Source organism: Thalassospira mesophila (genome assembly GCF_002115755.1).
In the GTDB taxonomy this organism is placed as follows: Bacteria; Pseudomonadota; Alphaproteobacteria; order Rhodospirillales; family Thalassospiraceae; genus Thalassospira; species Thalassospira mesophila.
In genome coordinates this window covers 1-26,604 of record NZ_JFKA01000015.1, presented here as the reverse complement: position 1 = coordinate 26,604, position 26,604 = coordinate 1, and the positions used below count along the sequence as shown (strand labels likewise).

General features: G+C 54.6%; 15 protein-coding genes and 1 pseudogene. 11 read left to right on the top strand and 5 right to left on the bottom strand.

Going from position 1 to position 26,604, the window contains the following annotated elements; translation table 11 throughout:
- Positions 1-13: 13 nt before the first annotated feature.
- The 4 genes from TMES_RS20200 to TMES_RS20185 all read right to left on the bottom strand — a co-directional run bounded on the left by TMES_RS20200 (position 14) and on the right by TMES_RS20185 (position 2,698).
- On the bottom strand, positions 14-598 hold the full coding sequence (locus TMES_RS20200) for a DoxX family protein (RefSeq protein ID WP_245835527.1): 585 nt from the start codon (positions 596-598) through the stop codon (positions 14-16).
- Complete coding sequence (locus TMES_RS20195) at positions 595-1,407, bottom strand: HvfC/BufC N-terminal domain-containing protein (protein ID WP_085585966.1); 813 nt, start codon at positions 1,405-1,407, stop codon at positions 595-597. The genes TMES_RS20200 and TMES_RS20195 overlap by 4 nt, the downstream gene beginning before the upstream one ends.
- Positions 1,404-2,324 (bottom strand): MNIO family bufferin maturase, encoded by a 921-nt coding sequence (gene bufB / locus TMES_RS20190; protein WP_085585964.1) that lies wholly within the window; start codon positions 2,322-2,324, stop codon positions 1,404-1,406. Before bufB ends, TMES_RS20195 begins: the two co-directional genes overlap by 4 nt.
- Before the next feature lie 77 nt (positions 2,325-2,401).
- Entirely contained in the window at positions 2,402-2,698 is a 297-nt protein-coding gene (locus TMES_RS20185; protein WP_085585962.1) for a BufA1 family periplasmic bufferin-type metallophore, read from the bottom strand.
- Between the two features lie 557 nt (positions 2,699-3,255).
- Here TMES_RS20185 and TMES_RS20180 point away from each other — a divergent pair.
- From TMES_RS20180 to TMES_RS20165, 4 genes are all read left to right on the top strand, one after another.
- A complete protein-coding gene (locus TMES_RS20180) occupies positions 3,256-4,302 on the top strand; it encodes an aldo/keto reductase (RefSeq protein WP_085585960.1) in 1,047 nt (348 codons plus the stop codon).
- 66 nt (positions 4,303-4,368) lie between these two features.
- A complete protein-coding gene (locus TMES_RS20175) occupies positions 4,369-5,679 on the top strand; it encodes an MFS transporter (RefSeq protein ID WP_085585958.1) in 1,311 nt (436 codons plus the stop codon).
- 459 nt (positions 5,680-6,138) lie between these two features.
- On the top strand, positions 6,139-7,161 hold the full coding sequence (locus TMES_RS20170) for a fatty acid desaturase (RefSeq protein ID WP_143589754.1): 1,023 nt from the start codon (positions 6,139-6,141) through the stop codon (positions 7,159-7,161).
- Positions 7,162-7,219: 58 nt separating this feature from the next.
- Positions 7,220-8,356 carry an extracellular catalytic domain type 1 short-chain-length polyhydroxyalkanoate depolymerase gene (locus TMES_RS20165; RefSeq protein ID WP_085585954.1) on the top strand — a complete coding sequence of 379 codons (1,137 nt, stop codon included), beginning with the start codon at positions 7,220-7,222 and terminating at the stop codon, positions 8,354-8,356.
- Between the two features lie 117 nt (positions 8,357-8,473).
- Here TMES_RS20165 and TMES_RS20160 read toward each other — a convergent pair whose 3' ends face one another.
- The gene (locus TMES_RS20160; RefSeq protein ID WP_245835526.1) at positions 8,474-9,130 is read right to left on the bottom strand and encodes a Crp/Fnr family transcriptional regulator; all 657 of its coding nucleotides are present in this window, start codon (positions 9,128-9,130) and stop codon (positions 8,474-8,476) included.
- Between the two features lie 233 nt (positions 9,131-9,363).
- Between TMES_RS20160 and TMES_RS20155 the strand changes: the two genes are divergently transcribed.
- The 7 genes and pseudogenes from TMES_RS20155 (at position 9,364) to TMES_RS20120 (ending at position 26,533) form a co-directional block, all read left to right on the top strand.
- The gene (locus TMES_RS20155) at positions 9,364-9,600 is read left to right on the top strand and encodes a hypothetical protein (RefSeq protein WP_085585950.1); all 237 of its coding nucleotides are present in this window, start codon (positions 9,364-9,366) and stop codon (positions 9,598-9,600) included.
- Positions 9,601-10,980: 1,380 nt separating this feature from the next.
- Complete coding sequence (locus tag TMES_RS23435; RefSeq protein WP_281253502.1) at positions 10,981-11,112, top strand: hypothetical protein; 132 nt, start codon at positions 10,981-10,983, stop codon at positions 11,110-11,112.
- A gap of 199 nt (positions 11,113-11,311) precedes the next feature.
- Complete coding sequence (locus tag TMES_RS20145; RefSeq protein ID WP_085585946.1) at positions 11,312-19,858, top strand: glycoside hydrolase family 94 protein; 8,547 nt, start codon at positions 11,312-11,314, stop codon at positions 19,856-19,858.
- Positions 19,859-20,181: 323 nt separating this feature from the next.
- Positions 20,182-21,384 (top strand): IS1380 family transposase, encoded by a 1,203-nt coding sequence (locus tag TMES_RS20140; protein ID WP_085585944.1) that lies wholly within the window; start codon positions 20,182-20,184, stop codon positions 21,382-21,384.
- 126 nt (positions 21,385-21,510) lie between these two features.
- Positions 21,511-22,460 (top strand): annotated as a pseudogene (locus tag TMES_RS20135) (IS481 family transposase).
- A gap of 402 nt (positions 22,461-22,862) precedes the next feature.
- On the top strand, positions 22,863-24,641 hold the full coding sequence (locus tag TMES_RS20125; protein WP_085585940.1) for an ATP-dependent nuclease: 1,779 nt from the start codon (positions 22,863-22,865) through the stop codon (positions 24,639-24,641).
- On the top strand, positions 24,638-26,533 hold the full coding sequence (locus tag TMES_RS20120; RefSeq protein WP_085586043.1) for an ATP-dependent helicase: 1,896 nt from the start codon (positions 24,638-24,640) through the stop codon (positions 26,531-26,533). The genes TMES_RS20125 and TMES_RS20120 overlap by 4 nt, the downstream gene beginning before the upstream one ends.
- Positions 26,534-26,604 lie beyond the last annotated feature (71 nt).

Below are 26,604 nucleotides of genomic sequence, written 5' to 3'. Positions count from 1 at the left end.
GCTGCCCCCCCAACTACCGTCCATCGTGCGCATCCCGTGCGATGCCACGTCGCCAAAGCCCGTCGACAGACCACTGCCCGGCGCCGATAGCGGCTAACAGCACCAGCGGAAATATCCACAACACCCGCTGGTCCATCACGCCGGTCGGATCGCCATCAAATAACGCCCCCGACATCGCCCCATGGGCATAAATATCGACCAGCGACTGCACAATGATAAAGCCGATCATGCCCAGTGCGGCCAGCCGCGTCACCACGCCCAAAACAATCAGGATTGGCAAAACAAACTCGGCCAGTGTTCCGGCAATCACAATGATATGCCACGGAAAAAAGGCAATTGCGCCGGGATCATAGGAATGGGCTTCGGCAATCGTCGGAATGATTTGGGCAAAGGCACCGGGGCCGGGCATAAAAATGCCCAACGGCCCCATGCCCGGTTTGGTCATGGCGCTGTTTAAATAATAGGGCCACAGCACAGCGGCAAAAACAAACCGCGCGGTCAAGCCGCCCAGCCAGTCGTCCCAGTGTGCCTTAACGGCCTCGCCCAGATTATGAACCTGACGCACCATTGCCTTGATCGCCGACTTTTCCAAAATCATTCGTCCCCCGCCGTAAACCCGCAAAACATGCCCGATGCCAGCAATTGCGCGAAAACCGGTGTCACATCAAATGCCGGGTCCTGTGCCACCGCGCCCTCATACGCCGCCCCAACCGACATTCCGGCCAGTAACGCGCGGGCAAAAACACACGCCCCGGCATCCAGCATCACTGTTTGCACCTTAAAATGCGGCCTTGTGATCAATGCCGTTTCGGCCCGGTCGGGAATTGCCACCGACCCCGACTTTTCAACACCGGGCTGATTGGCCCGCCACAGCGACACAATCGGAAAATCCGACACAATCAAGCGTGCAGCCGGATGGGCGGTGAAATGCAATGCCGCCAAACGGTTTTCCATCCCGGCCAGATCAGTTGCCCCCGTCACCGGTGCATCTGCCTCATGCAAGGCTTCCAGCCACGCCCGTTCCAACCGGGCCACATCGGGGATATAGGGCACAGGGGCAATCGCCTCATGCTGTGCCAAAAACCGGGCAAAACCCTTCCCATACAAGGCCAGGGATGGCGTACGTTTGCCTTCCGCCCGCATATACTGCGCTGCTATTGCATAAAAAAAACCCTCGCCGACCAGTGTCTTCACCACTGGATAAGCCGCCGCCAGTGCTTCTTGCAAACCACGATGGACATTGTTGCGATAAATGGCAAACCGCCGCGACGCTTGCGGGTCAAACCCGGCGGGAAAGGCTGCGGGGTTTTCATCCATCAGGGCGTTGGCAAAAGCGCGATGAAAACCGGCATTATCGTCATTTTTTGCGCCATTGGCATCGTGCCGGGCCTGCACTGTTACAGTCATGACGCCACCTTGCGCAGCGGTTTCTTTGCGCAGTTTTCACTGGCGTCGATGATTGCGTTGGCAAGGGCCGCCTCGTGCGCCAGCACCTGCCAGTCCGGGATGTCATTGTCCCATTCAATCAGGGTGGGTTTGGCGCCAATGCGGTCAATCAACCGCCAATACAGCGCCCAAACCGGGGAGGCAACCGGGCGGGAATGGGTATCTATCAGCACATCGTCACGGGCATCGGCGTCTTGCTCGTGCCCGGCCAAATGGATTTCACCAATCAGGTCAGCAGGCAAAACATCAATATAATCACGGGCGTCAAAACCCAGATTATAGGCACTGATGAAAATATTGTTCACATCAATTAATAACCCGCAGCCAGATTGCCGGGCAGCTGCCATGATAAAATCCGTTTCCGGCATCGCGTTTTGCGGCAATGCCAGATACGAAGTCGGGTTTTCAATCAATATCCGCCGTCCAACCGCGTTTTGCACTTCGTCAATCGCATTGACCAAATCGGCGAGCGCGGCCAATGTTAACGGTGTTGGCAACAAATCAGCCAGATATTTGCCATCATGCCCGGACCAAGCAATATGTTCCGAAACCTGGGCGGGTTCAAACCGGTCGACAAGGGCGCGCAAGGATCGCAGATGATTTTTATCAAGCGGTTCCCCGCCGCCCAGCGACAAGCCAACCCCGTGCAACGACAGGGGAAAGCGCTCGCGCAACTGTGTTAACATCTGCAGGCGCGGCCCACCCGACACCATATAATTTTCAGGATGCACCTCGAACCACGATACCGGATCGGCATTTTCAAAAACGTCGCTGGCATGTTCGGCCTTAAACCCCACGCCCGCGCGAGCAGGAAGCGGTGCTGTCGCCACAACGGGTTGGAAAATGCCGTCTCGTTTGTCTGTCAAGCTCGCGGTCATGGTGCCGGTCCTCTGGTCTGTCAGTCCATTGCCCAAAAGTTCCGGCGCGCCCGAAAACCGGCGCGCCGGGAAATGGCTTACATTTCAGGCAAATCACGATCAATTTTGGTCATGCTACCGTGCACGGTGCGGCCATCTGCCGTGGTAAAGGACATTTCTTCACAGGTGCCAGCCGGGACCAGCTTCCAGGAATTACCCTGGTAATCGACCTTCGAGGTACCGGCACATGTGGTGCCCGGGCCCGCTGCACATTCATTTTGCCCTGCCATGGAAACGCCAAAGCATTTTTCCTGGCCGTCTGCGGCCAAAGCATGGGTGGCGGCCATAGTCAGACCGGCCGAAAGTGCTGCGGCCAAAACAAGTGCGTTTTTCATTTTCTGTTTTCCCTTTGGTGAAAATTCCCGATTTTGCATGTCGCCACGTTCTTTCCAATGCGTGGCGACCTGTTTTTGATAGCAACCGCAAGGCACCTCGTCATTGCAACTCCTGCACACAGCCCTTCAACACGGTGTGAAGATAAATCCTTTTGAAATCACGCCCCTGTGAAGCCATGCGGGGTTCTCCTCGGCCCCTTCGGCGCTTTCACACGCAACACCAGCATCGCCAATGCCCCTGACACGACCCAACCAAAGGTTAAAAAACAGGGCCATCCCGATTAGCCGCACCGTGCGCCCTGACACCGCAATGACCCGTGCCTGAAATTCGCCTCCGCCCCTGAAAATAATGGAATAATCGTTTTAGAACCCCGGGGTCCGATCCCCTTCATTCCTCCGGCCAAAAGCATTTTCCGTCCGCTTGTCGCCATGCCTCGGCCCCACCCGGCGCGCGTAAAGCAGAATGCGCTTGACGTTTAAATGTTATTCATCATTTATAATGGTTAAATTATCACTATCATTTAACGGCGCTTTATTGCCGTTCGAAAGGATCACAGATGCGTTATCACCTGCTTGGCACGCATACCGGCTTACGGGTCTCGGAACTGGTTTTGGGAACAGGAACCTTTGGCACCCGGTGGGGCCACGGGGCCAGTTTTGACGAAACACGCCGCATTTTGACCCGTTACATCGAGGCTGGCGGCAATTTCATTGATACCGCCGACTCTTATCAGTTTGGCGAGTCAGAAGAATGGCTGGGGCAATTGCTCGGCAAAAATCGCCCCGAACTGGTGCTGGCCAGCAAATATACCATGGGGGCAACCCCGCAAAGCACGCTGGCAGGCAGCGGCAACAGCCGTAAAAACATGATTACCTCGGTTGAGGCCAGCCTTAAACGCCTTAAAACGGATTATCTCGACCTGTATTGGGTGCATTTCAGCGATGGCATGACGCCAACAGATGAAATTCTGCGCGGGTTTGATGATCTGGCCCGGGCGGGCAAAATTCTCTATGCGGGCCTGTCGGATTTTCCGGCGTGGCGGGTCTCGCGCATGGCAACTTTGGCGGAACTGCGCAATCAAATTCCCGTCGCGGCCCTGCAGGTAGAACACAGTCTGGTTCAACGCACGACCGAACAGGAATTGCTGCCGATGGCCGATGCGCTGGGGATGGGTGTATTGGCGTGGTCGCCGCTCGGCGGTGGCATGTTAACCGGCAAATATCGTAACGGCGAAACCGGGCGCGCCGAAGGCATGGGCGGCAGGGTCTTTCAGCCCGAAAACAGCGCGCAGCGCACCGCCATTCTCGATACCGTCATTGCCATTGCCAATGAACTTGGCGTAACCCCGGGCCAAGTCGCCATTGCCTGGGTTGCTGGCAAAGGATCCTTGCCAATCATTGGGCCGCGCACCGTCGTGCAGCTTGACGATAACCTTGCTGCAAGCAGCCTTGTGCTGTCGGCCGATGATTTACACCGGCTTGATACCGTCAGCGCCCTTGAACCGGTTTTCCCCTATAGCATGATCCATGCGCCCGAAACCCGCAATCGCGCCTGTGGCGGTTTGCTGTCGCAAATTGAAGGCCCCATGCGAACCGTCGCCTGATTTCGTTCAAGGCTCAATATTATCATTCACCGGGCATCACATTGTCCGGCTTGCAGGACCATTTCCATGCTTGCACATTTTCTTTCTTCCCGTCTGGACCAGCGCAACATCCACTATGGCTGGGTCATGGCGGCGGTTACTTTTTTAACCATGCTGGGCACGGCAGGCGCGGTGGGTGCCCCCGGTGTTTTTATTGTCCCGCTTGAAAAACAGTTTGGCTGGGATGCCGCCGAAATATCATCGGCCCTTGCTATTCGCTTTGCCTTGTTTGGCATGATCGGCCCGTTTGCTGCGGCCTTTATGAACCGCTTTGGTGTGCGTCAGGTGGTTATGGCATCGCTGCTTATTGTTTTATCGGGCCTGCTTTTATCGCTCGCGATGACGCAGCTTTGGCAACTGGTTGTGTTATGGGGTGTTGTTGTTGGCCTTGGCACCGGGCTTACCGCCATTGTTTTGGGGGCAACCGTCGCCACGCGCTGGTTTCATGCCCGGCGTGGTTTGGTGATTGGCTTGCTTACGGCCAGTTCGGCCACCGGGCAACTGGTGTTTCTGCCCATTCTCGCGCGCGTGACCGACCAGTATGGCTGGCAAACCGCGCTGGGGCTTATTTGCTGTTTTCTGGGGTTTGTGGCCTGTGTGGTGTGGTTGCTGATGCATAACCACCCGGCAGATGTCAATTTACCACCCTATGGTGCCGATGACATCACACCTGTTGCGCCCCAAAACAGTGGCCTTGGCCAGCTTTTCCTATCCCCGCTTGTGGTTCTGCGCGATGCGGCCAAACACAAAGCCTTCTGGGTCCTGTTTGTCAGTTTCTTTATCTGCGGGGCCAGTACCAACGGCCTGATCCAGACCCACTTTATCGCCCTGTGTGGCGATTACAGCATTGCCGCGGTTGCTGCGGCCAGCATGCTCGCGATGATGGGTATTTTCGATTTTGTCGGCACAATCGGCTCTGGCTGGTTATCCGACCGGTTTGATAGCCGCAAATTGCTGTTTGCCTATTATGGCTTGCGCGGCCTGTCGCTGGTCTATCTGCCGTTCTCCGACTTCACCCTGTATGGCCTGTCGATCTTCGCTATTTTCTATGGTCTGGACTGGATCGCGACGGTACCGCCCACGGTTAAACTGGTGGCGCAAAACTTTGGCGGGGCAAAAACCAACATCGTCTTTGGCTGGATTTTCGCCGGGCACCAGCTTGGTGCGGCCACAGCAGCCTTTGGCGGCGGGCTTAGCCGCACCACCTATAACAGCTACCTGCCCGCTTTTTTTACCGCCGGTATCCTGTGCATCGCCGCAGCGCTTCTGGTTCTGATGTTGCGTCACACTAACGGCCAAACCCAGCCGCAAAAACTGGCAATGGTGGGAAACCGATAACCAAAACGCGCCAGCCTTTCCTGTGAGCACTCACGACAGAACCCTGTCAGGATTTGGCCGGGTTCTGTCGTTTTTGGGCCGGACATGCGAAAATAGTGAGGGGGATGACCAGAAAACGAAATCACATGCTCTGCCAAAAAAAGGACCGTTTTTTAGGGGACTTGCCAAATAGAAATCTGAAAACACCGCGATCAGATTGGCGTATGTTCCGGACGTGTAATCGCGTTGCGCCGTCGACGACGGCCAAAACCTGTCAGGTCCGCCGTCAGGCTGCTTGCGAATACCTCATCGAAACTTGTATGGCGCCCCTAATTCTCTGCGAGACTTCGTCGCATTGGTCAAGACGACCTCATGACGCGCTAACTTGCATCAGTGCGTCGTAGCCAATTTGTCAGATACCCTCCATTCATGCAAATCGTGCCGCCACGGGTTTCCGAGCGGCAGAACAAAGGATGCAAGATGATCACTGCCGATACTGGCGCTGTAAATGACCCACAGAGCGGGCGGGACTGGGTACGTATCCTTGCGCGCTATCGCGATCCGTCACAATTGCGAAGCATCATTGAACTCCTGATTACGCTTGTTCCATTCGCATCGCTGATGGCACTCGCCTGGTGGTCACTGTCAATCAGTTATATGCTTGCGGCGGTTATCTCCACCCTGAACGGCGCGTTTCTTGTCCGCCTCTTTGTGATTCAGCATGATTTCGGCCATAGATCGTTCTTTCGCAGCCGACAGACCAACGACTGGACCGGCCGGGTTCTAGGTGTTCTGACGATGACTCCTTACGACGTTTGGCGAAAAAAGCATTCGATCCATCACGCGTCGGCCGGAAACCTTGATCACCGCGGGATTGGCGATGTCATAACGCTGACAGTTGCCGAATATCGCAGTCGGTCCAGGGCGGGACGGATCGGCTACCGGCTCTATCGCCACCCGCTCGTCCTTTTTGGTATCGTGCCCACCTATCTGTTCTTTCTGGAAAACCGGGTTCCGGTCGGGCTAATGCAGTCAGGGTCATCCTGGTTCAGCGCCATGACGACGAACGCGGTTCTGGCATCCCTTCTTGGCGCGGCCATCTGGATGGCCGGGGTCGTTCCTGTGCTATTGACGGTTCTGCCGACAGCACTGGTCGGGGCGTCGGTTGGCGTGTGGCTATTCTACGTTCAGCACCAGTTCGAAGATACATCCTGGGAATGGGCGTCCGCGTGGGAATTGCACGTAGCCGCCATGGAAGGCAGTTCATATTACGTGCTTCCCCCGGTTCTACGCTGGTTCACCGCCAATATCGGGATTCACCATGTCCATCACCTCTATTGCCGGATTCCCTTCTACCGCCTTTCCGAAGTCATGCACGATCATCAAGCCCTTTCCCATACACAACGCCTGACGCTGCGCCAAAGTCTCGGCTGCGCGCGTCGGCATCTCTGGGACGAAAACAGCCGGAAACTGCTCTCTTTCGCCGATGCGCGAAGGGCATAACAATCTGGCGTGCCGATGGCAAGATCACTTGGCCATTCCCCATGAAAGTTGAAGTTAGATGTACGACCCGTTCAAACACGCACGTGCGATAACCAACCTGCAAATGCTGCAAACGATGGAGGCGGTATTCAACAATATATTGAGTACATCGTTTTATCCGGGGGCACCTGCGAAACGCACGGCACCCGAAACAAAAACCGTCGCCAGGTTGCCTTCAAGACCCGGCAAGGTAGTTGGCAAAAGCCGCCAACGGGCCAAAACCATTCATAAATCCGGAATACCCGCGACGTTGCGCGCAAAACCAACAAAAAGAGGCCGCGCGTCATTCACAAAAGGCATTCACATTTGTGAATTTGGCCAGCGTTCGTTCAAACTATACATTCCGGCCATCGCAAGAATAGCCGACACGCGCCTGCCTCTGCTTGTGATGTTACACGGGTGCAAGCAGACACCGGAGGATTTTGCGCGTGGCACCGGCATGAACGCCCTCGCCGAAGAGTTCGGGTTTCTCGTCCTCTATCCCGCCCAGGAAGCAAAATCCCAAATTTACCGCTGCTGGAACTGGTATAAACCCGACGATCAGGTTCGAGGATCCGGTGAGCCGGCACTGCTTGCCAGCATGGTGAGCCAAATTATTACCAAATACCGGGTCGATCCGGGAAAAGTGTATGTCGCAGGGCTGTCAGCAGGTGCGTCCGCGGCCTTGATTATTGCCGATGCTTATCCCGACATCTTTGCTGCGGTCGGGACGCATTCCGGCTTGCCGGTCGGTGCAGCCCACAATGGTCTCACTGCCGTTATTGCAATGAAATTCGGTGCGCCGGGTTTGCAGCATTCCGACCCGATGCCAACCATCGATTTCCACGGCAGCTCCGACAAGGTGGTCAATCCGCGCAACGGGCGTTTTATTATTTCGCGGGCACTCGATCCATATTCCGATCTTGGTAAGACGGTTAAATCGGGGCAAAAAACCGATGGTCGCAAATATGTGCGTACGTCGTACCGTTTGGGAACGGGACGGTCATTCATAGAACACTGGGTTATTGAGGGGGCAGATCACGCATGGTCTGGTGGCAACGCTGCCAACAGCTATACGGACCCTGCCGGCCCGGATGCTTCCCGGGAAATGGTGCAATTTTTTCTACGTCATCGAACCACAGCAAAACGACGATCCAGACGCCCGCCGGGCTTTTGACATGTCTTCGCCCCCCCCTCCAGCCAACGGCCCGTTATCGCGCCGGTTGAAACAAGTTTGCGCCATTGCTCTGGTAACCTGCGTCGCCCGCGCCGAATTACTCGAAGTCTCCCTGCATCATTTGAGAAGGGGCCCGGTATGGTCGAGATAGGACGGATCAAATCCTGCCCGTGCGGCCAGCCGATCGAAATCATCAAACGTCACGCGGCCATTGCGAAACGTCGCCAACCCGTCTTCCCTTAGCTTACGCAAGACACGATTAACATGCACCGCACTCAGTCCCAGCACATCGGCGAGATGATACTGGGTAAGCGGACAGTCATAACCGTCCCTGCTCCCCAATCCGACCAGAACCAGTTTAGCGCCAAGTTCGAGCAAAAAATGCGCCATCCGTGCTTCTGCGTCGCGCTGTCCCAGCCCGACAAGATGTTCAACCACCATGGCCTCGTCACGGGACGCCGCCCAGAGGATCGCCGTTGCCAGACGCGGGGTCTGTTCGAAAGCATCAAAAAGGTCGCTTGCCAGCACTTCAACCGCCTGTATGTCCACAACAGGTTCAAAACTGTGGTCCGACGTTCGCAAAAGAATACTGCGCAATCCCAGAAAATCCCCTGGTATCTGAAAATCGACAATCTGGCGCGATCCGTCGGGCTGAAGCTTGTAGGAACAGACCCATCCAGAGGCAAGAATGTAGGCGGCCTGATCTGACTGCCCCTGATGAACAAGATCGTGCCCGGCAACGAAGGATTTGCGGCGCTGGTGCAGACGTGCCAATACTGCCAGCTCTTTCGAAGACAATGCGACGAAGGCAGAGAGTTTTCGCATCAGTGGGCTATTTTCTACGGTGTTCAAAAGCCCCTCCGGATTTGGGCCAGATTAGCAAAATCATCGTCGCAGGCACTGCTACAGATCAGCTTAGTATAAGCCATTTCCTGACAAGCTGGTGTAAATCATCAGGCGCTCGTTTCCGGGGGCCGAGATTATCTTTTCAGAAGGGACCGACACCGATGTCCGACCAGAACGATCATTCAGGAATAGCAGCTCTCACAATCTGTGAGGCGCTCCTTCTTGCCATGAACGATCACAAGCTTCTCCCTGAACAGGAGATTATAGGCGTTCTGCGCGATTCCGCAGCCGCCCACGAGAACGGTATCGGTTCCGAAAACGAAATGCAAACGCACCGGGCCGTCGCCGCACTCATCAACCGAATCATAGATGGTGGTAATTCAGTGCGGCGCCCATGACACGGGCGCACCAAAAACAGGACGTTTCGCCTGCCGCAATTGTCAGTCTTGAGAAATTGCAGTCTGTGCCCTGAAAACCGGATCGGTTTTAATTAAAGTTTTCCGCGCCAACGTTCTGGTTGAAAATAAGGAACTGCAAGGCCGACATCAGTCTGGCGCCGCGTTTCAGCCGAAGCCCCTTAAAGACGAGAACAGCCGTCTGAAGATGATTGTTACCGACCTGACACTTGATCGCGCGATGCTTCAGGATATCGCTTGAAGGCCTGCCTGATCAGGTTGTTGCCATACAGAACCCTATACGGCATCACCAAACCGACCGGCAATCGAGTGCCAAAAGCATTCGATTCATGCATTTATTTCATTGTCACAATCACGGCTCTTATTGAGCAAGTGAGCATTCCGATATTCAGAGACCAGAATAAAGCTTCTGACAATAACCCGTGAATTGTGTGCCGCATCCCGCTGGAAGGACTTTTGATGAAGCCATTTGACGTGAAAATGCCGTGGCACAGAGATGGCGAACGGTTGCATTTACCGAACCCGTCATAACCCATAAACACAATGTCGCTGTTCTTGCTTATCACATATCGGCAGAACGGGCAGTTGAGCCAATTTACGAAGCGCTCTGCACCACCGTCCATTTGCCTGAGGAAGACGAATGGTTCCGGCTTTGGCATCAGCAAACACCGAGTGCTGAGCAAAACTAAAAGCCGCCCGGAACACTATTTTCTGCCTATCGGGATGAACTTCAACCTCTCAAAAACCTGCTCAGTCTTGGGAACAGCTATTTCCAAGGACGGTACATTCAAAAACGGGGATCTAAAATCTCCTCACAAGCGAAAAATCACCTTCAGGTCGATTTTCGAAATAATTTTTCTCTTTCAGATTGAGTTGATAACGCCTATAAATGAGATATATGAGAAGTATGGAAAGTAGTTGTTATGCATGCAATTCACTTACCCTGAGATTTATCGACTGAAAAATCCTCCTACTTGCAGCATACCGCAATCAAACGCCCTTTTCTGAGCCGACCACACCTCCGTCCCCACGCGATCCTGACCTTCAAAGTCCTGTCGGCGTAGTCCCCCGATCGCGAAATCGGCCAATCGGCCATTATTGACGAATGCAAGATTCCCAACTTGGTGCTGTGTCCATCCCCTTTGTGCCGCGGGCACAGAACCGGGTTGCCATAAACCTACCTGAAAAACACCGACACCTGATGTCGCTCAACTCTGCTCAACACATTCTTCAGAACTCTTCGGCATGTGGCATTACCAGCATATGCGTGCGTATCGGAACCGGTAACTTACAGCCATACCTTTCGCCGAACGTCGAGGTTTGGCGACGATTTCACAGCTTCAAACATCACAGGAGAAAGACATGGCCAAAGGCAAAAACCGTCAAAACCGGGAAGAAAAGAAACCGAAACAGAAAAAGGTAGAAGTCGCTGCGGTCCCGTCATTCAACAAGGGACTGACCATCGCGACGAAACCGAAAACCAAAAAATCCTAATCGGAATTTTTGACACTGGTCTTCTTTTCCAAAACCGGATGAGAAGTACAGCGGACCGCTTCAAGCGCATGCAGGACAGGTCCGTGCCTGTCTCGCAGCTAATTTGCAACGCGGGTATTTTCACAGACATCGTTCTGCATGCGTTTTTTTTTCATTTTACGGCCCGTGTTTGGCCAAATTTTGCCCTGGAGGCCTATAAATGAACGGTCGGTTACTTGGATTGTTACCGTTCTACCGTGACAGCACCACCCCCTGGGATGATGTTAATCCTGTCCGAGCCGAACTTTTCGGGCTGGAACGGCTGGAACAGCATGCGAGAAGTCTTGCGCAAGAACAGCAAATTTCTGCATCTCCCCCGCATGTTGCCTCGTTGCAGCACCGACTGGAAAATAACGCCATCGCCCTGCTGGCCACCCGCAGAGCCTGTAGCCTTGAACTTACCGCAGGTCGCCCGATTGTGCCCGCCGCACAGTGGTTTCTCGATAATTACCATCAGGTCGACGCCCAGATACGCGAATGCCGCACCGACCTGCCGCCAAGCTACTATCGAATATTGCCCAAGCTCGCCAAAGGACCGTTTCGGGGATATCCGCGGGTATTCGGGCTGATCTGGGCCTATGTCGCCCATACTGACAGCCATCTCGACGGGCCTGCATTGTCCCGGTATTTGCGCGCATATCAACGGGTACAGCCGCTCACCATTGGCGAGCTTTGGGCTGTGCCGATTACCCTGCGCCTTGTGCTTTTGGAAAACCTTCGCCGTTTGTCTGATCAGATCGCCTTTGGGCATCAACGTCGCCACGACGCCGACCTGCTCGCAGACCGTATTTTGGGAATAGACAGTGCGCAACCCATCGTGTTTTCTGACATCGATGCTGAGCCTGATAAGGATCTTCCCGAAGGTTTTGCCGCACAACTGGCCAAACGGTTGCGCGACTGCGATCCGCTGACCACCCCGGCCATTGCATGGCTTGAAAAACGGCTGGCAAAACAAGGCACTGAAGTCGACCTGGTAGTGCAACATGCCCAGGAACGACAGGGGGCATCCAACGTCACGGTCCGCAACGTCATTACCAGTCTGCGCACAATCTCCGAAATGGACTGGCCGGACCTGTTTGAAGGCGTCAGCCTTGTCGATGCAAAACTGCGGGAATATCCCGGATTTTCCGCCATGGATTTCGCCAGTCGGAATCTTTACCGTACGGCCATTGAGGATCTTTCCCGCCATAGCGACAACAGCGAAATCGAGGTGGCCGGACAGGTGCTGGCGGCGGCAAATGCCGCGCCGGAACCGGTTAAAGGCCCGCTTGCAGATACCGAAATTTTACGTCGCAGCGATCCCGGCTGGCATTTGCTGGCCGAAGGACGCTCGGCCTTTGAACGCAAGATCGGCTATCGGCAAACAGGATGGCGCCGGATCCGTTTCCAGCCCGGCCTGACGGGCTATATCGGCAGTCTTGTTGGTGTCACCATTGCATTGCTTGCGCTGAGTCTCTGGCTGCTTGGCATTCTCGCCGGACCGGTCGCACTCGGGCCGTCTCCGGCCTTGTGGGTGCTTTGGTCGCTTGCGGCTCTGGTTCCGGCCAGCGCCATGGCGCAGCTTCTGGTTGACCGCGTTATTGGCTGGACTGTGCCCGCGGCAGCACTTCCGGGCCTGTCACTTGAAGGCGGCATCCCGGCAGCGTTGCGCACGATTGTGGTCGTCCCCACCCTTCTGACCAATTCCCGCGATGATCTGCAAGAACAAATCGACGGATTGGAAATGCATTTTCTTTCCGGCGCGCAAGGGGATATCACCTTTGCGCTTTTAACCGACGGGCTGGATGCAGCACAACAAGACATGCCCGGCGATGCCCCTCTTCTGGCCCTTATCGCCCAGGGGATACTCGGACTAAACCAGCGCTACGGACCGGGTCCGTCGGGCGTGCGTTTTTTACACCTGCACCGCCAGCGCCGCTATAATCCGGTCGACCGGATATGGATGGGATGGGAACGTAAACGCGGCAAGCTGCACGAGTTAAACCGCCTGCTGCGCGGTGCCACCGACACCGATTATCGTACACCCGATGGCGGCACACCTATTGTGCCGGCGGGCGTGCGCTATGTCCTGACACTCGATTCCGACACGCGCATTCCGCGCGACGCAGCACAGCGGCTGATCGGCAAGATGGCTCACCCGTTAAACCGGCCGGTGATTGACCCGGACCTGCGCCGGGTAACCGCTGGCCACGCAGTTTTACAACCCCGCGTCACCCCTTCCCTGCCTGCCGGAAGAACCGGCACTGCCTTTTTGCGTGCCACATCCGGACCGGGCGGGATGGACCCCTATGCCGCTGCTGCATCGGACATCTATCAGGACCTCTTTGGCGAGGGGTCCTTTACCGGTAAAGGCATTTACGATCTTGACGCCTTTGAAACAGTCATGACCGGACGTGTACCCGAAAATACACTGCTCAGCCACGATCTGCTGGAGGGGATATTCGCGCGGGCGGGGCTTGCCTCGGACGTGGAGCTGGTCGAAGCCTTTCCCGACCGCCAGGACCTCGCCGCACGCCGCGTACATCGATGGTGCCGGGGCGACTGGCAGCTTCTGCCGTGGCTTGGCCCGGATGGCGGGCTCAGCGCACTGGGCCGAATCAAGGTGCTCGACACGCTGCGGCGTTCACTGTTAGCACCTGCTACCCTGACAATGCTGATACTGGGCTGGTTGTTGCCCGATCTGGCGGCACTGCTGGCGACAGCACTGGCGTTGGTCGTCCTGATGCTTCCATCTTTTTTGCATGCTGCAATCTCGGCTGTACCGCACCGGACAGGGCTGCATTTACGCACACATTTGCGGGTCATGCGCGAAGATATGGTGTTGGCTTTGCTCCAGACGGGGCTTGCCGCCGCGTTTCTTGCCGATGCCTCCTGGCGCTCGCTTGATGCCATCGTGCGCACGCTCTGGCGGCTGTGTGTTTCCCGGCGCAACCTGCTGGAATGGACCACGGCCGCCTCTGCCGCTGCCGCCCCCCGCCCCGACCTGCGCGGTTTTGCCCGTGCCATGGCACCGGGCACCGCATTGGGGCTGGCTGGCGCCGGGCTGGCGGGCATGGTGGCACCTGCTTCGCTGCTGTTGATCCTGCCGTTTGCCGGGGTCTGGCTTGCCGCACCGCTTATCGCCTTTCGTGTCAGCCAAGTGCCCGAACCCCGCCCCGATTCAGCCCTGACCTCTCAGGATGCAAATGCCCTGCGCCTGATCGCGCGTCGTACATGGCGCTATTTCGAAACTTTCGTCACCGCCGAGGATAACTACCTGCCACCTGACAATTTTCAGGAGGAACCCCGCCCGACTGTTGCGCACCGAACCTCACCAACCAATATCGGCCTCTATCTTCTGGCAACAGCCGCTGCCCGGGATTTCGGCTGGATCGGCCGCAAGCAGGCCGCCAAACGGATCGCCGCAACCCTCGACGCCATGGCAGCACTACCGCGTCTTCACGGGCATTTCTACAATTGGTATGACACGCGAGACGGTCGGGTTCTCGACCCGCCCTACATCTCGTCGGTCGACAGTGGCAATCTGGCCGGCCATCTGATTGCTCTAGCAAATGCATGCGACGAGTGGGCAGAAGTCCCCGCATTTGATCCACAGCACCGGGCAAATGGCCTGACAGATCTTCTCGATCTGATCGAGTTTGACGCCTCCCGGTCCCAGGCTCCTGTCGATCCGTCCTTGCACAAAACACTCCTTGCGCTGCGCAACAGCCTGAAGCAAGCCGAGATCGACTGGGCCATTCTTCAATCCCTTGCAAACGGGTCTGACAGGCTACCAGACGAAATTGTCCCCTCGTGGATGTCGCTGCTACACGACGGGTTGGCTGAAGCCGCAACCGACGCTCTTATGACAGAAGCCGAAAGCGCGGAACTGACGAATCACTTGCACACGCTCGGCCAAACTGCGCGCCAACTGGCCATGGAAATGGATTTTACATTTCTTTTGGATCCCGACCGCAAGCTGCTTTCGATTGGCTATTCTGTCCACGAAAACGCGCTGGACCCATCCTGCTACGACCTGCTGGCCTCCGAAGCGCGTCTGGCCAGTCTTTTTGCCATCGCCAAGCTGGATGTTCCTTTACGTCACTGGTTCCGTCTGGGCCGGGCTGCAACCGCTATCCAAGGCGGGACAGCACTGGTTTCCTGGGCCGGCTCAATGTTTGAATACCTGATGCCCGAACTGGTAATGCGCGAACCGGAGGGGGGCCAGCTTGGCCGCACCTGCCGCCTGGTCGTCGCCCGCCAAATCGCCTATGGCCGCGAGCAGGGCGTTCCGTGGGGCATATCCGAGTCCGGCTTTAACGCACGGGATGTCGAATTCACTTATCAGTATTCGACCTTCGGCGTGCCGGGGCTGGGGCTAAAACGCGGTCTTGCCGGCGATCTTGTGATTGCTCCCTATGCAACCGGGCTTGCCACAATGCTTGACCCCGGTGCGGCGAGACGCAATTACGACGCACTGGACGCATTAGGCGGGCTTGGCATTTGCGGTTTTTACGAAGCCCTGGACTTTACACCCGGCCGGGTACTGCCGGGGCAGCGTGTGTCTGTCGTGCAAAGCTATATGGCCCATCATCAGGGCATGACCATCGTTGCGATCGCCAATGCGCTTAGTGACGGGTTGATGCGCCAGAGATTTCACCGCGAACCGATGATCCGCGCCAGCGAATTGCTGCTGCAAGAACGTCTGCCGCGCGACATCGCCCGTGTCTTGCCGCCGCTCGAAGAGCCTACAGCCCCTCGTGCTCTTCCATCCGATGCAGAACGCGGTCGCCGGATTGCAGGTTGCCCCGGCGGGCCGCCCGTCAGTCATCTGATGTCAAACGGGCGTTATGCCGTCATGCTGACCGCCACCGGTGGTGGTTACAGCCGCTGGGGCGACATCGCCCTGACCCGCTGGCGCGAAGATGCAACGCGTGACGATCAGGGTGCCATTTTGCATCTGCGCAACCTTACCGAAAAGACAGAGCACAGTTTCGGTCCCTGCGGACCCGGCAAGGTAAAAACGCAGCAAGATGTGCAGTTTTTTGAGGATCACACGACATTTACCGCCAGAACGGGCCAGATCGATACGGTGCTCGATATACTGGTATCGGGCGAGGCCGATGCCGAAGTGCGCCGCCTGTCGATTACCAATTCAGGTCGTAAATCATGCGACATGGAGGTCAGTTCCTATGTCGAGCTAACACTTGCTTCGCCCGCCGCCGATACCGCACACCCTGCCTTTTCTCGCATGTTCGTACAGACAGAATTTCTGCCCGAATACGGTGCCCTTGTTGCCTGGCGTCGTCGCCGCAGCCCGGAAGAACCCGAAATCTGGGCGGCACAGTTCACCGTTGTCGAAGGCGAGACAACTGCGCCGCTGCAATATGACAGCGACCGGACAACAGCACTTGGCCGCGACCATGCTCAGATACCGCCGCGCGCCATCAGCGACCCCGCGCCGTTGGCAGGGCATACAGGCACCGTGCTTGATCCTGTTTTTGCCTTACGCAACCAGCTGCATATTGCCCCGGGGCGTACTGCACACGTCATGATATGGATGGTGGCCGCCGACAGCCGCGAAGCGCTGATCGACCTGATCGACCGTCATCACGATCGCCATGCCTATGACCGTGCCCGCACACTGGCCTGGACACGCGCGCAGGTGCAATTGCGCCACCTTGGCATCTCGCCAGACGAGGCCGCCGATTTTCAACGTCTTGCCGCCCCGATCCTCTATCACGACGCCCGTTTCCGCCCGCCTGCCAAAATGATAGCACGGGGCGCGGGGCGTCAGTCGGGGCTCTGGCCGCTGGCAATATCGGGGGATTTGCCGATTGTATTGCTGCGCATTGACGATCCCGCCGATATCGGGCAGGTCCGCAGCCTGCTTCAGGCCCATGAATATTGGCGCAACAAACAGCTCACTGTTGATCTGGTTATTCTCAATGAACACCCTGCATCCTATGTTCAGGATCTGCAAATAGCCATCGACACCGCCCTTCGCCGTAGCCAATCTCGACCCCGCAGCGGTGAACATCTGGCACTGGGATCGGCATTTGCGCTCCGCGCCGATCTGATAGCGCCCGAGGCACGCGCGCAGCTTTTATCCGCCGCCCGGGTTGTCTTGCTGGCACGGCGAGGAGACATCGGCGGCCAGCTTGGCACACTGCTCCATGAACCTGTCGTTCCCATAGCGGAGATCACAGCTCCAATTGTACGTGCACCCCGCGTCAACACAACCATTCCCCGAGCCAGTGGTGAGGGGCTCGAATTCTTTAACGGCATTGGCGGCTTTGATCGAAACGGACGGGAATATGTCATTCAGCTTGGCCCGAACGACACCACCCCTGCGCCATGGATCAACGTCATCGCAAATCCCGGCTTCGGCTTTCAGGTTTCAGCCACCGGCAGTGGCTTCACCTGGTCCGAAAACAGTCGTGACAACCAGTTAACCCCATGGTCCAACGATGTCGTCGCAGACCCGTCCGGCGAGGCCTTCTATATCCGCGACGACACCAGCGGCGTCTTGATCTCGCCAACCGCACGCCCGCTTCCTGCAACCGCAAACAGGCCGGGCCATGAAGTTGGTCTGCATATCGTACGCCACGGTTTTGGCTATAGCCGGTTTACCCATCAGGCCGACAATATCGCGTGTGACATGGTGCAATTTGTTCCGCGTGAGGCACCAGTACGCATATCGATATTACGTTTAAGCAATACCGGAACAAAGCCGCGTCAGCTCAGTGTTGCGGTCTATAGCGAACCTGTCATGGGGGTGTCGCGTGCGGCCTCGGCACCGTTCCTCATAACGTCTCGCGATCATAACACGGGCGCACTTCTGGCGTGCAACCCCTGGAACACCGCCTTCCCCGGCCGTGTCATGTTTGCCGACCTTTTCTCCCCCGACAGCAACGCCGAAAGCTGGACTGGCGACCGCACAGAGTTTCTCGGATCAGGCGGCAGTCCGGCCGCCCCTGCCGGACTGCGTCAGCATGTAACACTCTCGGGCCGGCTAGGCGCCGGGCTCGACCCCTGTTTAGCTTTGATGAAAACGGTCACATTGGCGCCTGGCGAAAGCGTGGAACTGGTACATCTGCTGGGCCAATGCCCCGACGCGACAGCAGCGGTTGCGCTCGTCCACGAAATGCGCGCCACCGATCCACATGCGGCGTTGGCAAAGGTTCAGAATTATTGGGAAGAGACCCTGGGTGATCTTCAAGTCGAGACGCCCGACCGCGCCATGGACATCATGATTAATGGCTGGCTGCCCTATCAAACACTTGCCTGCCGGATCGAAGCACGGGCCGCCTTCTATCAGGCCAGCGGTGCCTATGGTTTCCGCGACCAGTTACAAGATAACATGGCGTTAACGCTGACACAGCCGACACGCACCCGCGCCCATTTGCTGCGCGCCGCCGCACGCCAATTCCCCGAAGGCGACGTTCAACATTGGTGGCTCCCTCATTCCGGTCAAGGTGTGCGCACCCGTATTTCCGATGACTGCGTCTGGCTCGGGCACGCGGTTGCCGCCTATGTCAACGCCACAGGTGACACGGCAATACTCGACGAACAAATCAGTTTCCTCGACGGGCATCTCCTTGGCAAGGACGAGCATGATGCGTTCTTCCTGCCTGATGATGCCGGCCACGGTGCCTCGTTGTTTGATCACTGTGCGCTGGGGTTAGACCGTGCCTTGCGGCTAACCGGTCAGCATGGTCTGCCGCTAATGGGGACTGGCGACTGGAATGACGGTATGAACCGCGTTGGCGCCCAGGGCCAGGGTGAAAGCGTATGGCTTGGCTGGTTGCTGTTGCAAACGCTGCTGGCTTTTGCAGCACTGGCCGGGAAACGCAATGTCGTCATGGCAAATCGCTGGCGCGAACAGGCCGAGAAACTGCGCCAGTCCATTGAAACCCATGCCTGGGACGGGGCGTGGTACAAACGCGCCACCTTTGATGACGGCACATGGCTGGGCACAGCATCGGCCCCGGCCTGCGCCATAGATTCTATCGTGCAAAGCTGGGCGGTACTATCGGGGCAGGCCGAACCCGCGCGTGCGGCACAGGCGATGGAAGCGTTCGACCAACATCTCGTCCGCCACAAGGACGGTTTGTCACTTCTGTTCGAACCGGCATTCGGTACAGGACCCACCCCCGAAACCCACGATCCGGGCTATATTGCCGGGTACCCGCCTGGCCTGCGCGAGAATGGCGGCCAATACAGCCATGCCGCCATGTGGGCCATTCTCGCCTGGGCCCGACTGGGCGATGGCGATCACGCCGCCGAGTTGTTTGCGCTGCTCAACCCGATCAACCACGCACGCACGCCAGACGCCGCACAGTGCTACAAGACCGAACCCTATGTCGTGGCTGCCGATGTCTATTCCATTGCCCCCCATATCGGGCGTGGTGGCTGGAGCTGGTACACCGGCTCGGCCGCATGGATGCACCGTGCCGCAATCGAGGGTATCCTTGGCATAACCCGCGAGGGGAACCGCCTGCGTATCGCCCCGAACATCCCCAAAGACTGGCCAGGTTTTTCCGCCCGACTGACAGTGGCCGACACCGTGTGCGATATTCGCGTGGAACAGACAGACATCGCGGTAACCCGACTTGACGGGCGGGTCATTCCCGCCGCTCCGCTGGTCTATCTCCCGCTTGACGGCGTCCCGCACGATCTGTTTCTTGCTCTCAGCCGCGACCAAGCTAAAACGCCTGCCAAATGATAAGACCCTGTTTGATACAAACGAACATCATCTTGCCCGCCATGAACTGCCAAACAGCAGGACTAACAACTATTGACCGACGGTCAGTTCAGATATGCCAGATTTTTAACTGCCAACCCCGAGGCGCCGTAAGGCTCACAATCTCGGGCAATATATAATTTTGAACAGTTTCCCGAGTACAGTACTCTGGGATCCAACCTTGGATCTCAGAGTACTCTAACCCGGATCCGTCACCAGATTTTGGTGTTATCCTCATTTTCGCAATGATATCTGGATGTTAGAATGAATTCCCGGTTTCCAAAAAATAACAGGGTGTTTTTCCGATGCAGTTCTCGGATTTCGGTCAACGAAGGGTTCTGGCGGCATTCGACGGCGGAGAAATCACCTCTGACGCGGGCGGATTATTGCTGCGCGAAACCGCCGCTCGATTGAACCTCTGGTCGCGCATGGCGCGGTATGTCGACGACCACCGGGATCCTGCCCGGGTGGCGCATGGCCTGTCTGATTTGTTGGCCCAACGCATCATCGGCATCGCGCTGGGCTACGAAGATGTCGAGGATCATAACGATCTGCGCAACGATCCCTGCCTGAAGCTGACGGCAACACCAAACACGCAGCAGGGTGCGCCGAGACGACTTGCCGGCGCGTCCCCCCTTGGACGGCTGGAGCAGGATTTCATCAAAGGGGATCGCCGCTATCACAAATTCGCGGCAAGAACGTCGCAACTTCAGGATCTCTATGTCGAGCTGTTTGTGGAAAGCTACGATGCCCCGCCCGACCGCATCACACTCGACATCGACGCGACCGACATCAAGACCCATGGACATCAGGACGGCGGTTTCTTCAATGGCTATTACGAACACCGCTGTTTCCTGCCGCTTTATATTTATTGCGGGCCCCACTTGTTGTTATCCCGGCTGCGCGCGGGCAATGCCGACGGGGCGCGCGGCGCGAAGAAAGCGATCAAGCGGATTGTTGGCCGGATCCGCGCCCATTGGCCGAAGGTGAAAATTCTGATCCGGGGCGACAGCGGGTTCGCGCGCAAGAACCTGATAAACTGGTGCGAGGCCAACCGCGTGGATTATATCTTCGGCCTGCCCCGCAACACCTGGTTGCTGCACAAGGCCCGCAAAATCAGGAGCCGTGCTGCCGTGGCGATGGTCGAAAGCAACGCTGCCGTAGAGATATTCGGCCATTTCTCTCATCAACCCAAATCGGGAAGCTGGCCGCGACCGCGACAGGTCATCTGTAAAACCCTGCACCGCCCGGGTCAGGACCAGAGGGTCCGCTTTCTGGTCACCTCTCTAAATTGGAACACCCCGCTGGTGATCCGCGAAGTGAAGGCATTTCCAAACGACCGCGATGCCATGGCCCGGGCGATCTATCAGAACATCTACTGCCCGCGCGGCGACATGGAAAACCGGATCAAGGATTGCCAGCTCGACCTGTTTGGCCACCAAACCTCGGCCCATGGCTTCAAACCCAACCAGCTGCGCCTGATCTTTGCGAAGCGACAAGACAGATGACAGCTTTCGCGCCATGATCTATGCCGTAACTGCGATTATCAATGGACGATGATACTCAACAGGCCCTAGATGTTTAGTCCCAGCATTTGATGGCATATTATTATCTTCGGCATGGAGGGATGCGCTATGGGACAAATTCTACACGGCTGCGCCACGACGACAGAGGCAATCCGTCGAACAATACAAAATAGTGAAGAGAGCCTGAGGGTGCTTTCGAAGCGATACGGGATCAATCAGAAAACCGTTGCAAAATGGAAGAGGCGGACATCCCTTGCCGATTTGCCGACCGGGCCGAAGGAACCGCATTCAACGGTTCTTTCGCTGGAGGAGGAAGCCGTTATCGTTGCCTTTCGCAAGCACACGCTATTGCCTCTGGATGACTGTCTTTATGCGCTCCAGCCGACCATCCCGCATCTGACACGCTCATCCTTGCATCGATGCCTACAACGACACGGCATTTCCCGTCTGCCGGATGTTGAAGGGGGCAAAGAACCGAAGAAGAAGTTCAAAAGCTACCCGATCGGCTATTTTCATATCGATATTGCCGAAGTGCATACGGCGGAAGGCAGGCTTTACCCTTCGTCGCCATCGACCGGACATCCAAATTCGCCTTCGTTGAACTCTATGCCAAGGCCGGAAAAATGAATGCCGCACAGTTCCTGCGTAATCTGATCGCCGCCGTTCCCTATACCATCCATACCATTCTGACCGATAATGGCATCCAGTTCACCAATCGAACCTGCGACCTCTATGCTGGTCTTCACATCTTTGACCGTGTCTGCGATGAAAACGGGATCGACCACCGTTTGACCAAGGTAAAGCACCCCTGGACCAACGGGCAGGTCGAGCGTATGAACCGGACGATCAAGGAAGCCACCGTCAAACGCTTTCACTACGATGATCACGAGCAGCTAAAAAAGCATCTCGCGAATTTCATCGACGCCTACAATTTCGGACGAAGACTGAAGACACTCAAGGGCCTTACGCCCTACGAATTCATTTGCAAACAGTGGACAAACGAACCCGAAAGATTCATCATAAATCCAATCCATCAAATGCTGGGACTAAACACCTAGACCGGACCTATTCAACGATGCCTGTTATCGTTAACGAGCCGTCAGAGACCGTTGAAACGACGGTTATTAAAACCGTTGAGGCTACGGATCAGGAACCGTTCATTCCGGATGACTATGAGGAAAGCCAAAATCGCGCAGAAAAGCCTGATATATTAAGTGAAGAGGGTGCAAAGAAAGAAATCATCCGCAAGGCTATGTCTGAGCTTAGGAAACGGAGTGCCGCGGCAAGAACTAAACGCAAAAGCAAACAGCGACGACCCGCATTTGCGGCCACGTGCACACAGTGCTTACGTGGCCGCATCGCGGATCCCCATCGACGCGCACACCCTTCTGTTGTATGTATTAAACGATTTTCACGCTCGCTCTGGCTCTAAATATCTTTATTTATTGGAGAGACCCTAAATGAGCATACTCATTAACGAAATCAGAATTTGCGGATTTCGGGGATTAGAAAACCTCTCAGCAACGCTCCCAAAGACCGCGATTGTTATTGGTACAAATAATTCAGGAAAAACATCTCTTATCAAAGCGATGCAACTCGCACTTGGTGATTATTCTCGATACATTACTGATGAAGATTTTTTTATAGATAAAAATGAAAAACGCGCAAGTCGAATAATCGTTGATATACGTATTATTTCTGTAAATGCGGACGGCCAGCGACAAAAGCTGTTTGCGGATGAGTGGGTTCAGGAGTTTGGGGATAAAATTAGGTCTGAGGCAGACGGCAATCAGTTCCATGCAATACGAACGCTTGTAAGGCCCGACCATGCCAAAGGGGGTTTCACCGTAGAGCGGCATGTCCTTGATGAGTGGCCGACTTTTAACGCTTGGCAAGAAGCTCCCACTAGCCCAAAGGCTAAATTTACCAAAAGGTATGATTTAGTTCCATTTATTTCAATTGATGCCCAACGCGATATTCATAATGAATTGAACAATAAAACATCTTTTGTTGGTCGGGTATTATCTAGCATTCAGTATGAAGATAGTGACATACAAAAACTCGAAAAAATGATCGCAGAAATTAATGAGGAAGCTGTAGAAAAAAGCGCCCCGCTAAAATCACTTAAGCAGCATTTAAGCTCTCTCAACCAGTCATTCGGTGGCACGGGCAATGCGGAGGTGACTCCATTTCCAAAAAAAATGCGAGACCTATCGAAAAGATTTAGTGTCCATTTTGGCGACTCTGCATCAAATTCGTTTTCAATGGAATATCATGGCATGGGAACACGAAGTTGGGCATCGATGCTTGCAGTGAAGGCTTTTACAGACTTAATGGCCCAAAAGCATGAAGAAGAGGCAGAACCTTTCTTTCCGATTCTTGCTGCAGAAGAACCGGAGGCCCATTTACACCCCAATGCTCAACGTTCTCTTTTTAGGCAACTTGTATCATCTCCTGGCCAAGTAATTATCAGTACGCACTCCCCCTACCTGGCGGCGATGTGCAACCTAGGCAGCATTCGTTACCTGACAAAAGTTGAGAATAGCGCCACATGTCTAGAGCTAATAAAGGGCTTAAGCGTCGAGGAGCTGAATGTTCTTCATAGAGAGGTTTTGCGGCACAAGGGAGAGCTGCTATTTGCTAAGGCAATTATCCTATTTGAAGGCGCCACAGAGGAACAAATTTTTCCAGCAATGTTCGAGGCATACTTCGGGGTCTCACCCTTCGAGAGAGGTGTAACGCTTATGCAAGTCGGGGGCAAAAACTATCCCCCATTTGTTAAACTCGCAATCAGCTTCGGTATTCCTACATTTATCGTAAGCGACAATGACAAAAACACAAAAAAGGAAATAGAATCCCAAATTTCAAAAATGGAGAAGTTAGATGGGCTGAAACTAGGATCCGGTTTATTTTGCGCTGCGTTTCTCAGCACAGGAAATGACCTAGAGGCTGAATTGATAAACGAGCTTTCTCTCGAGAATGAAATTATTGAATCTTTAGTAAACTCTGAAACCTCTGACAATGATAACAGCCAATATGTAACAGCAAAGACTGCCGAAATATCGGCCCTTGGAAAAGATGACCTGATCGAGAGGATGAGGGGAAAGAAAACATCCTACTCTAGCTTCCTTTCAGAGGTTGTCCTAAGAAACCCAAATGACCGACCAAAAGGAGATCTGATACCAAAGGCCCTTTTGGCTGCATTCACCCAAATCGAGAAGTGGCTCGCAAACTCATGATGCTCTCAGCAGAACAGCAGGTCATCGTCGAGATGCCAACAAATTTCGGAATACAAGTTTTGGCGTCCGCTGGCTCCGGGAAGACACGCGTGTTAACCGAAAGAATTGGATTCATTCTATCAACAGTTAAGAAGGAAGGGATAATAGCCCTTACTTTCACAAACAAAGCTGCTGAAGAGATGGCTGATCGACTAGCCAGAAATGAGCATTTAGATGACAGAGTATGGATTGGCACTATTCATTCGGTGGCGCAGCGCGTGCTTGAACAATATGGACACTCGATTGGTCTTCCGTCCAATTTTCAAATATATGAACGAGACAAAGACCGAATGGAAGTCTTCCTTCAGTCGTTACGTGAGGATGGGGTCGATATTGATGAATATTTGAACGTTGAAGATCAGAAACAATTGCGTGGTCGAGAAAAGGTTCTCCAGAATTACATGAATGGTTTTTCCGTCATAAAACGCGAATTGATGGATGAAGAGCAGGCACTAGCGCACTTTCCTGACACGCCAAACGTTTGGAAAATTTATCAAGATTATCAAGAAGCCCTTCTTGCGAGCGGCGGAATCGACTACGACGATATTTTAGTATTCGCGCACAAGCTATTACTAAGACAAGAATGGATAGCCGATATATACCGCGCAAAATACAAACATCTTTGTGTAGATGAGGCGCAGGACCTCAACAGAATTCAATATGAGTTTATCAAAGCACTTTGCGGGTCAAAAATTCAAAGTGTTTTAATGGTCGGAGACCCGCATCAGATGATCTATGGCTTTAATGGATCATCATCGGAGTATTTGTGTGAGAGGTTTGTCGTCGACTTCAATGTGAAGACCTTCCATCTAAAGGAAAACTATCGCAGCACAAGGGCAGTAATTCGGGCAGCAAATAAACTAAAACATAACTCATCGAAAGAGCATGAATTTGCCGTCGAAGGTAGTTTAAGGATTGAGTCATTTGAGACTGAAACCGATGAAGCTAATTGGATCACATCAACGATAAATTGCATTTTGGAACTTCATTCTCATGAAGAGATTGAAGGCGAATTATCACTAGACAATATTGTTGTAATCGCCAGAAATCGCTTTGTGTTTTCAAAGCTTGAAGAAGCCTTAAGCGCAGCAAATATAGCTTACTCCTTGCGGAAAAGTGAACGAGGAGAAGAACCGTCATCTCTATTCGGCAAAGTCCTAGACTATGGGATCCGAGTAAAATTGAACCCAAAAGATTGGGTAGATGGCAAGAAACTCTGCTCTCTTCTATCAATTTCGCCTCCCCTTGATTGGACGGATTCAGACATCCTCTCAAATTGGTCCAGACAGGTATTGGATAAACCTGTTCATTTTCCGGAAATTCAATCAAAGCTGCTTCAAGCAATACACGACATTGATTCGGAAGCCCCAAATATCCGAAAACTTGTGAAGTCATTTGATGCTGCGCTGTCCTCACTCTCGGAACAAATTTCAGATGAAAATCAAAAGCTGGAGCTCGAGCGCAGCATAGAGGAACTCCGTTATTTTATGAGTTTATGGACGCGGTTCAAAAGCAAAGGAATCGGTTCAACCCTAGGTGCGTTCAGAAATGCCAATGCGCTTGGGCAGCTAGCTATAGATACCTCAAATTCCGGTCTTACTCTCAGCACGGTTCACACGATGAAAGGCCTTGAGAAGGATATCGTTTTTCTAATTGGTATGTGTGAGGGAGTATTTCCAGACTATCGCGCAAGCCAAAAAAAGCAAATTGAGGAAGAGCGAAACGCTGCATTTGTAGCCGTTACGAGGGCACGGCGTTGGCTCTATATAACCTACCCAAAGCAACGCATGATGCCATGGGGAAGCACAAAGTTTCAGGTGAAATCTAGGTTTGTTGAAGAAATTGAGAGCTAGTGTCTAAAACGCCATTAGCCAGTCAGGGCTCATAAGAGAGGCAAGTTGCCTACAAATCTAGGGGCTATTCA

Coding starts and splice junctions, on each gene's coding strand:
- TMES_RS20200 (WP_245835527.1), bottom strand. CDS start 598: ATGATTTTGGAAAAGTCGGCGATCAAGGCAATGGTGCGTCAGGTTCAT.
- TMES_RS20195 (WP_085585966.1), bottom strand. CDS start 1,407: ATGACTGTAACAGTGCAGGCCCGGCACGATGCCAATGGCGCAAAAAAT.
- bufB (WP_085585964.1), bottom strand. CDS start 2,324: ATGACCGCGAGCTTGACAGACAAACGAGACGGCATTTTCCAACCCGTT.
- TMES_RS20185 (WP_085585962.1), bottom strand. CDS start 2,698: ATGAAAAACGCACTTGTTTTGGCCGCAGCACTTTCGGCCGGTCTGACT.
- TMES_RS20180 (WP_085585960.1), top strand. CDS start 3,256: ATGCGTTATCACCTGCTTGGCACGCATACCGGCTTACGGGTCTCGGAA.
- TMES_RS20175 (WP_085585958.1), top strand. CDS start 4,369: ATGCTTGCACATTTTCTTTCTTCCCGTCTGGACCAGCGCAACATCCAC.
- TMES_RS20170 (WP_143589754.1), top strand. CDS start 6,139: ATGATCACTGCCGATACTGGCGCTGTAAATGACCCACAGAGCGGGCGG.
- TMES_RS20165 (WP_085585954.1), top strand. CDS start 7,220: ATGTACGACCCGTTCAAACACGCACGTGCGATAACCAACCTGCAAATG.
- TMES_RS20155 (WP_085585950.1), top strand. CDS start 9,364: ATGTCCGACCAGAACGATCATTCAGGAATAGCAGCTCTCACAATCTGT.
- TMES_RS23435 (WP_281253502.1), top strand. CDS start 10,981: ATGGCCAAAGGCAAAAACCGTCAAAACCGGGAAGAAAAGAAACCGAAA.
- TMES_RS20145 (WP_085585946.1), top strand. CDS start 11,312: ATGAACGGTCGGTTACTTGGATTGTTACCGTTCTACCGTGACAGCACC.
- TMES_RS20140 (WP_085585944.1), top strand. CDS start 20,182: ATGCAGTTCTCGGATTTCGGTCAACGAAGGGTTCTGGCGGCATTCGAC.
- TMES_RS20125 (WP_085585940.1), top strand. CDS start 22,863: ATGAGCATACTCATTAACGAAATCAGAATTTGCGGATTTCGGGGATTA.
- TMES_RS20120 (WP_085586043.1), top strand. CDS start 24,638: ATGATGCTCTCAGCAGAACAGCAGGTCATCGTCGAGATGCCAACAAAT.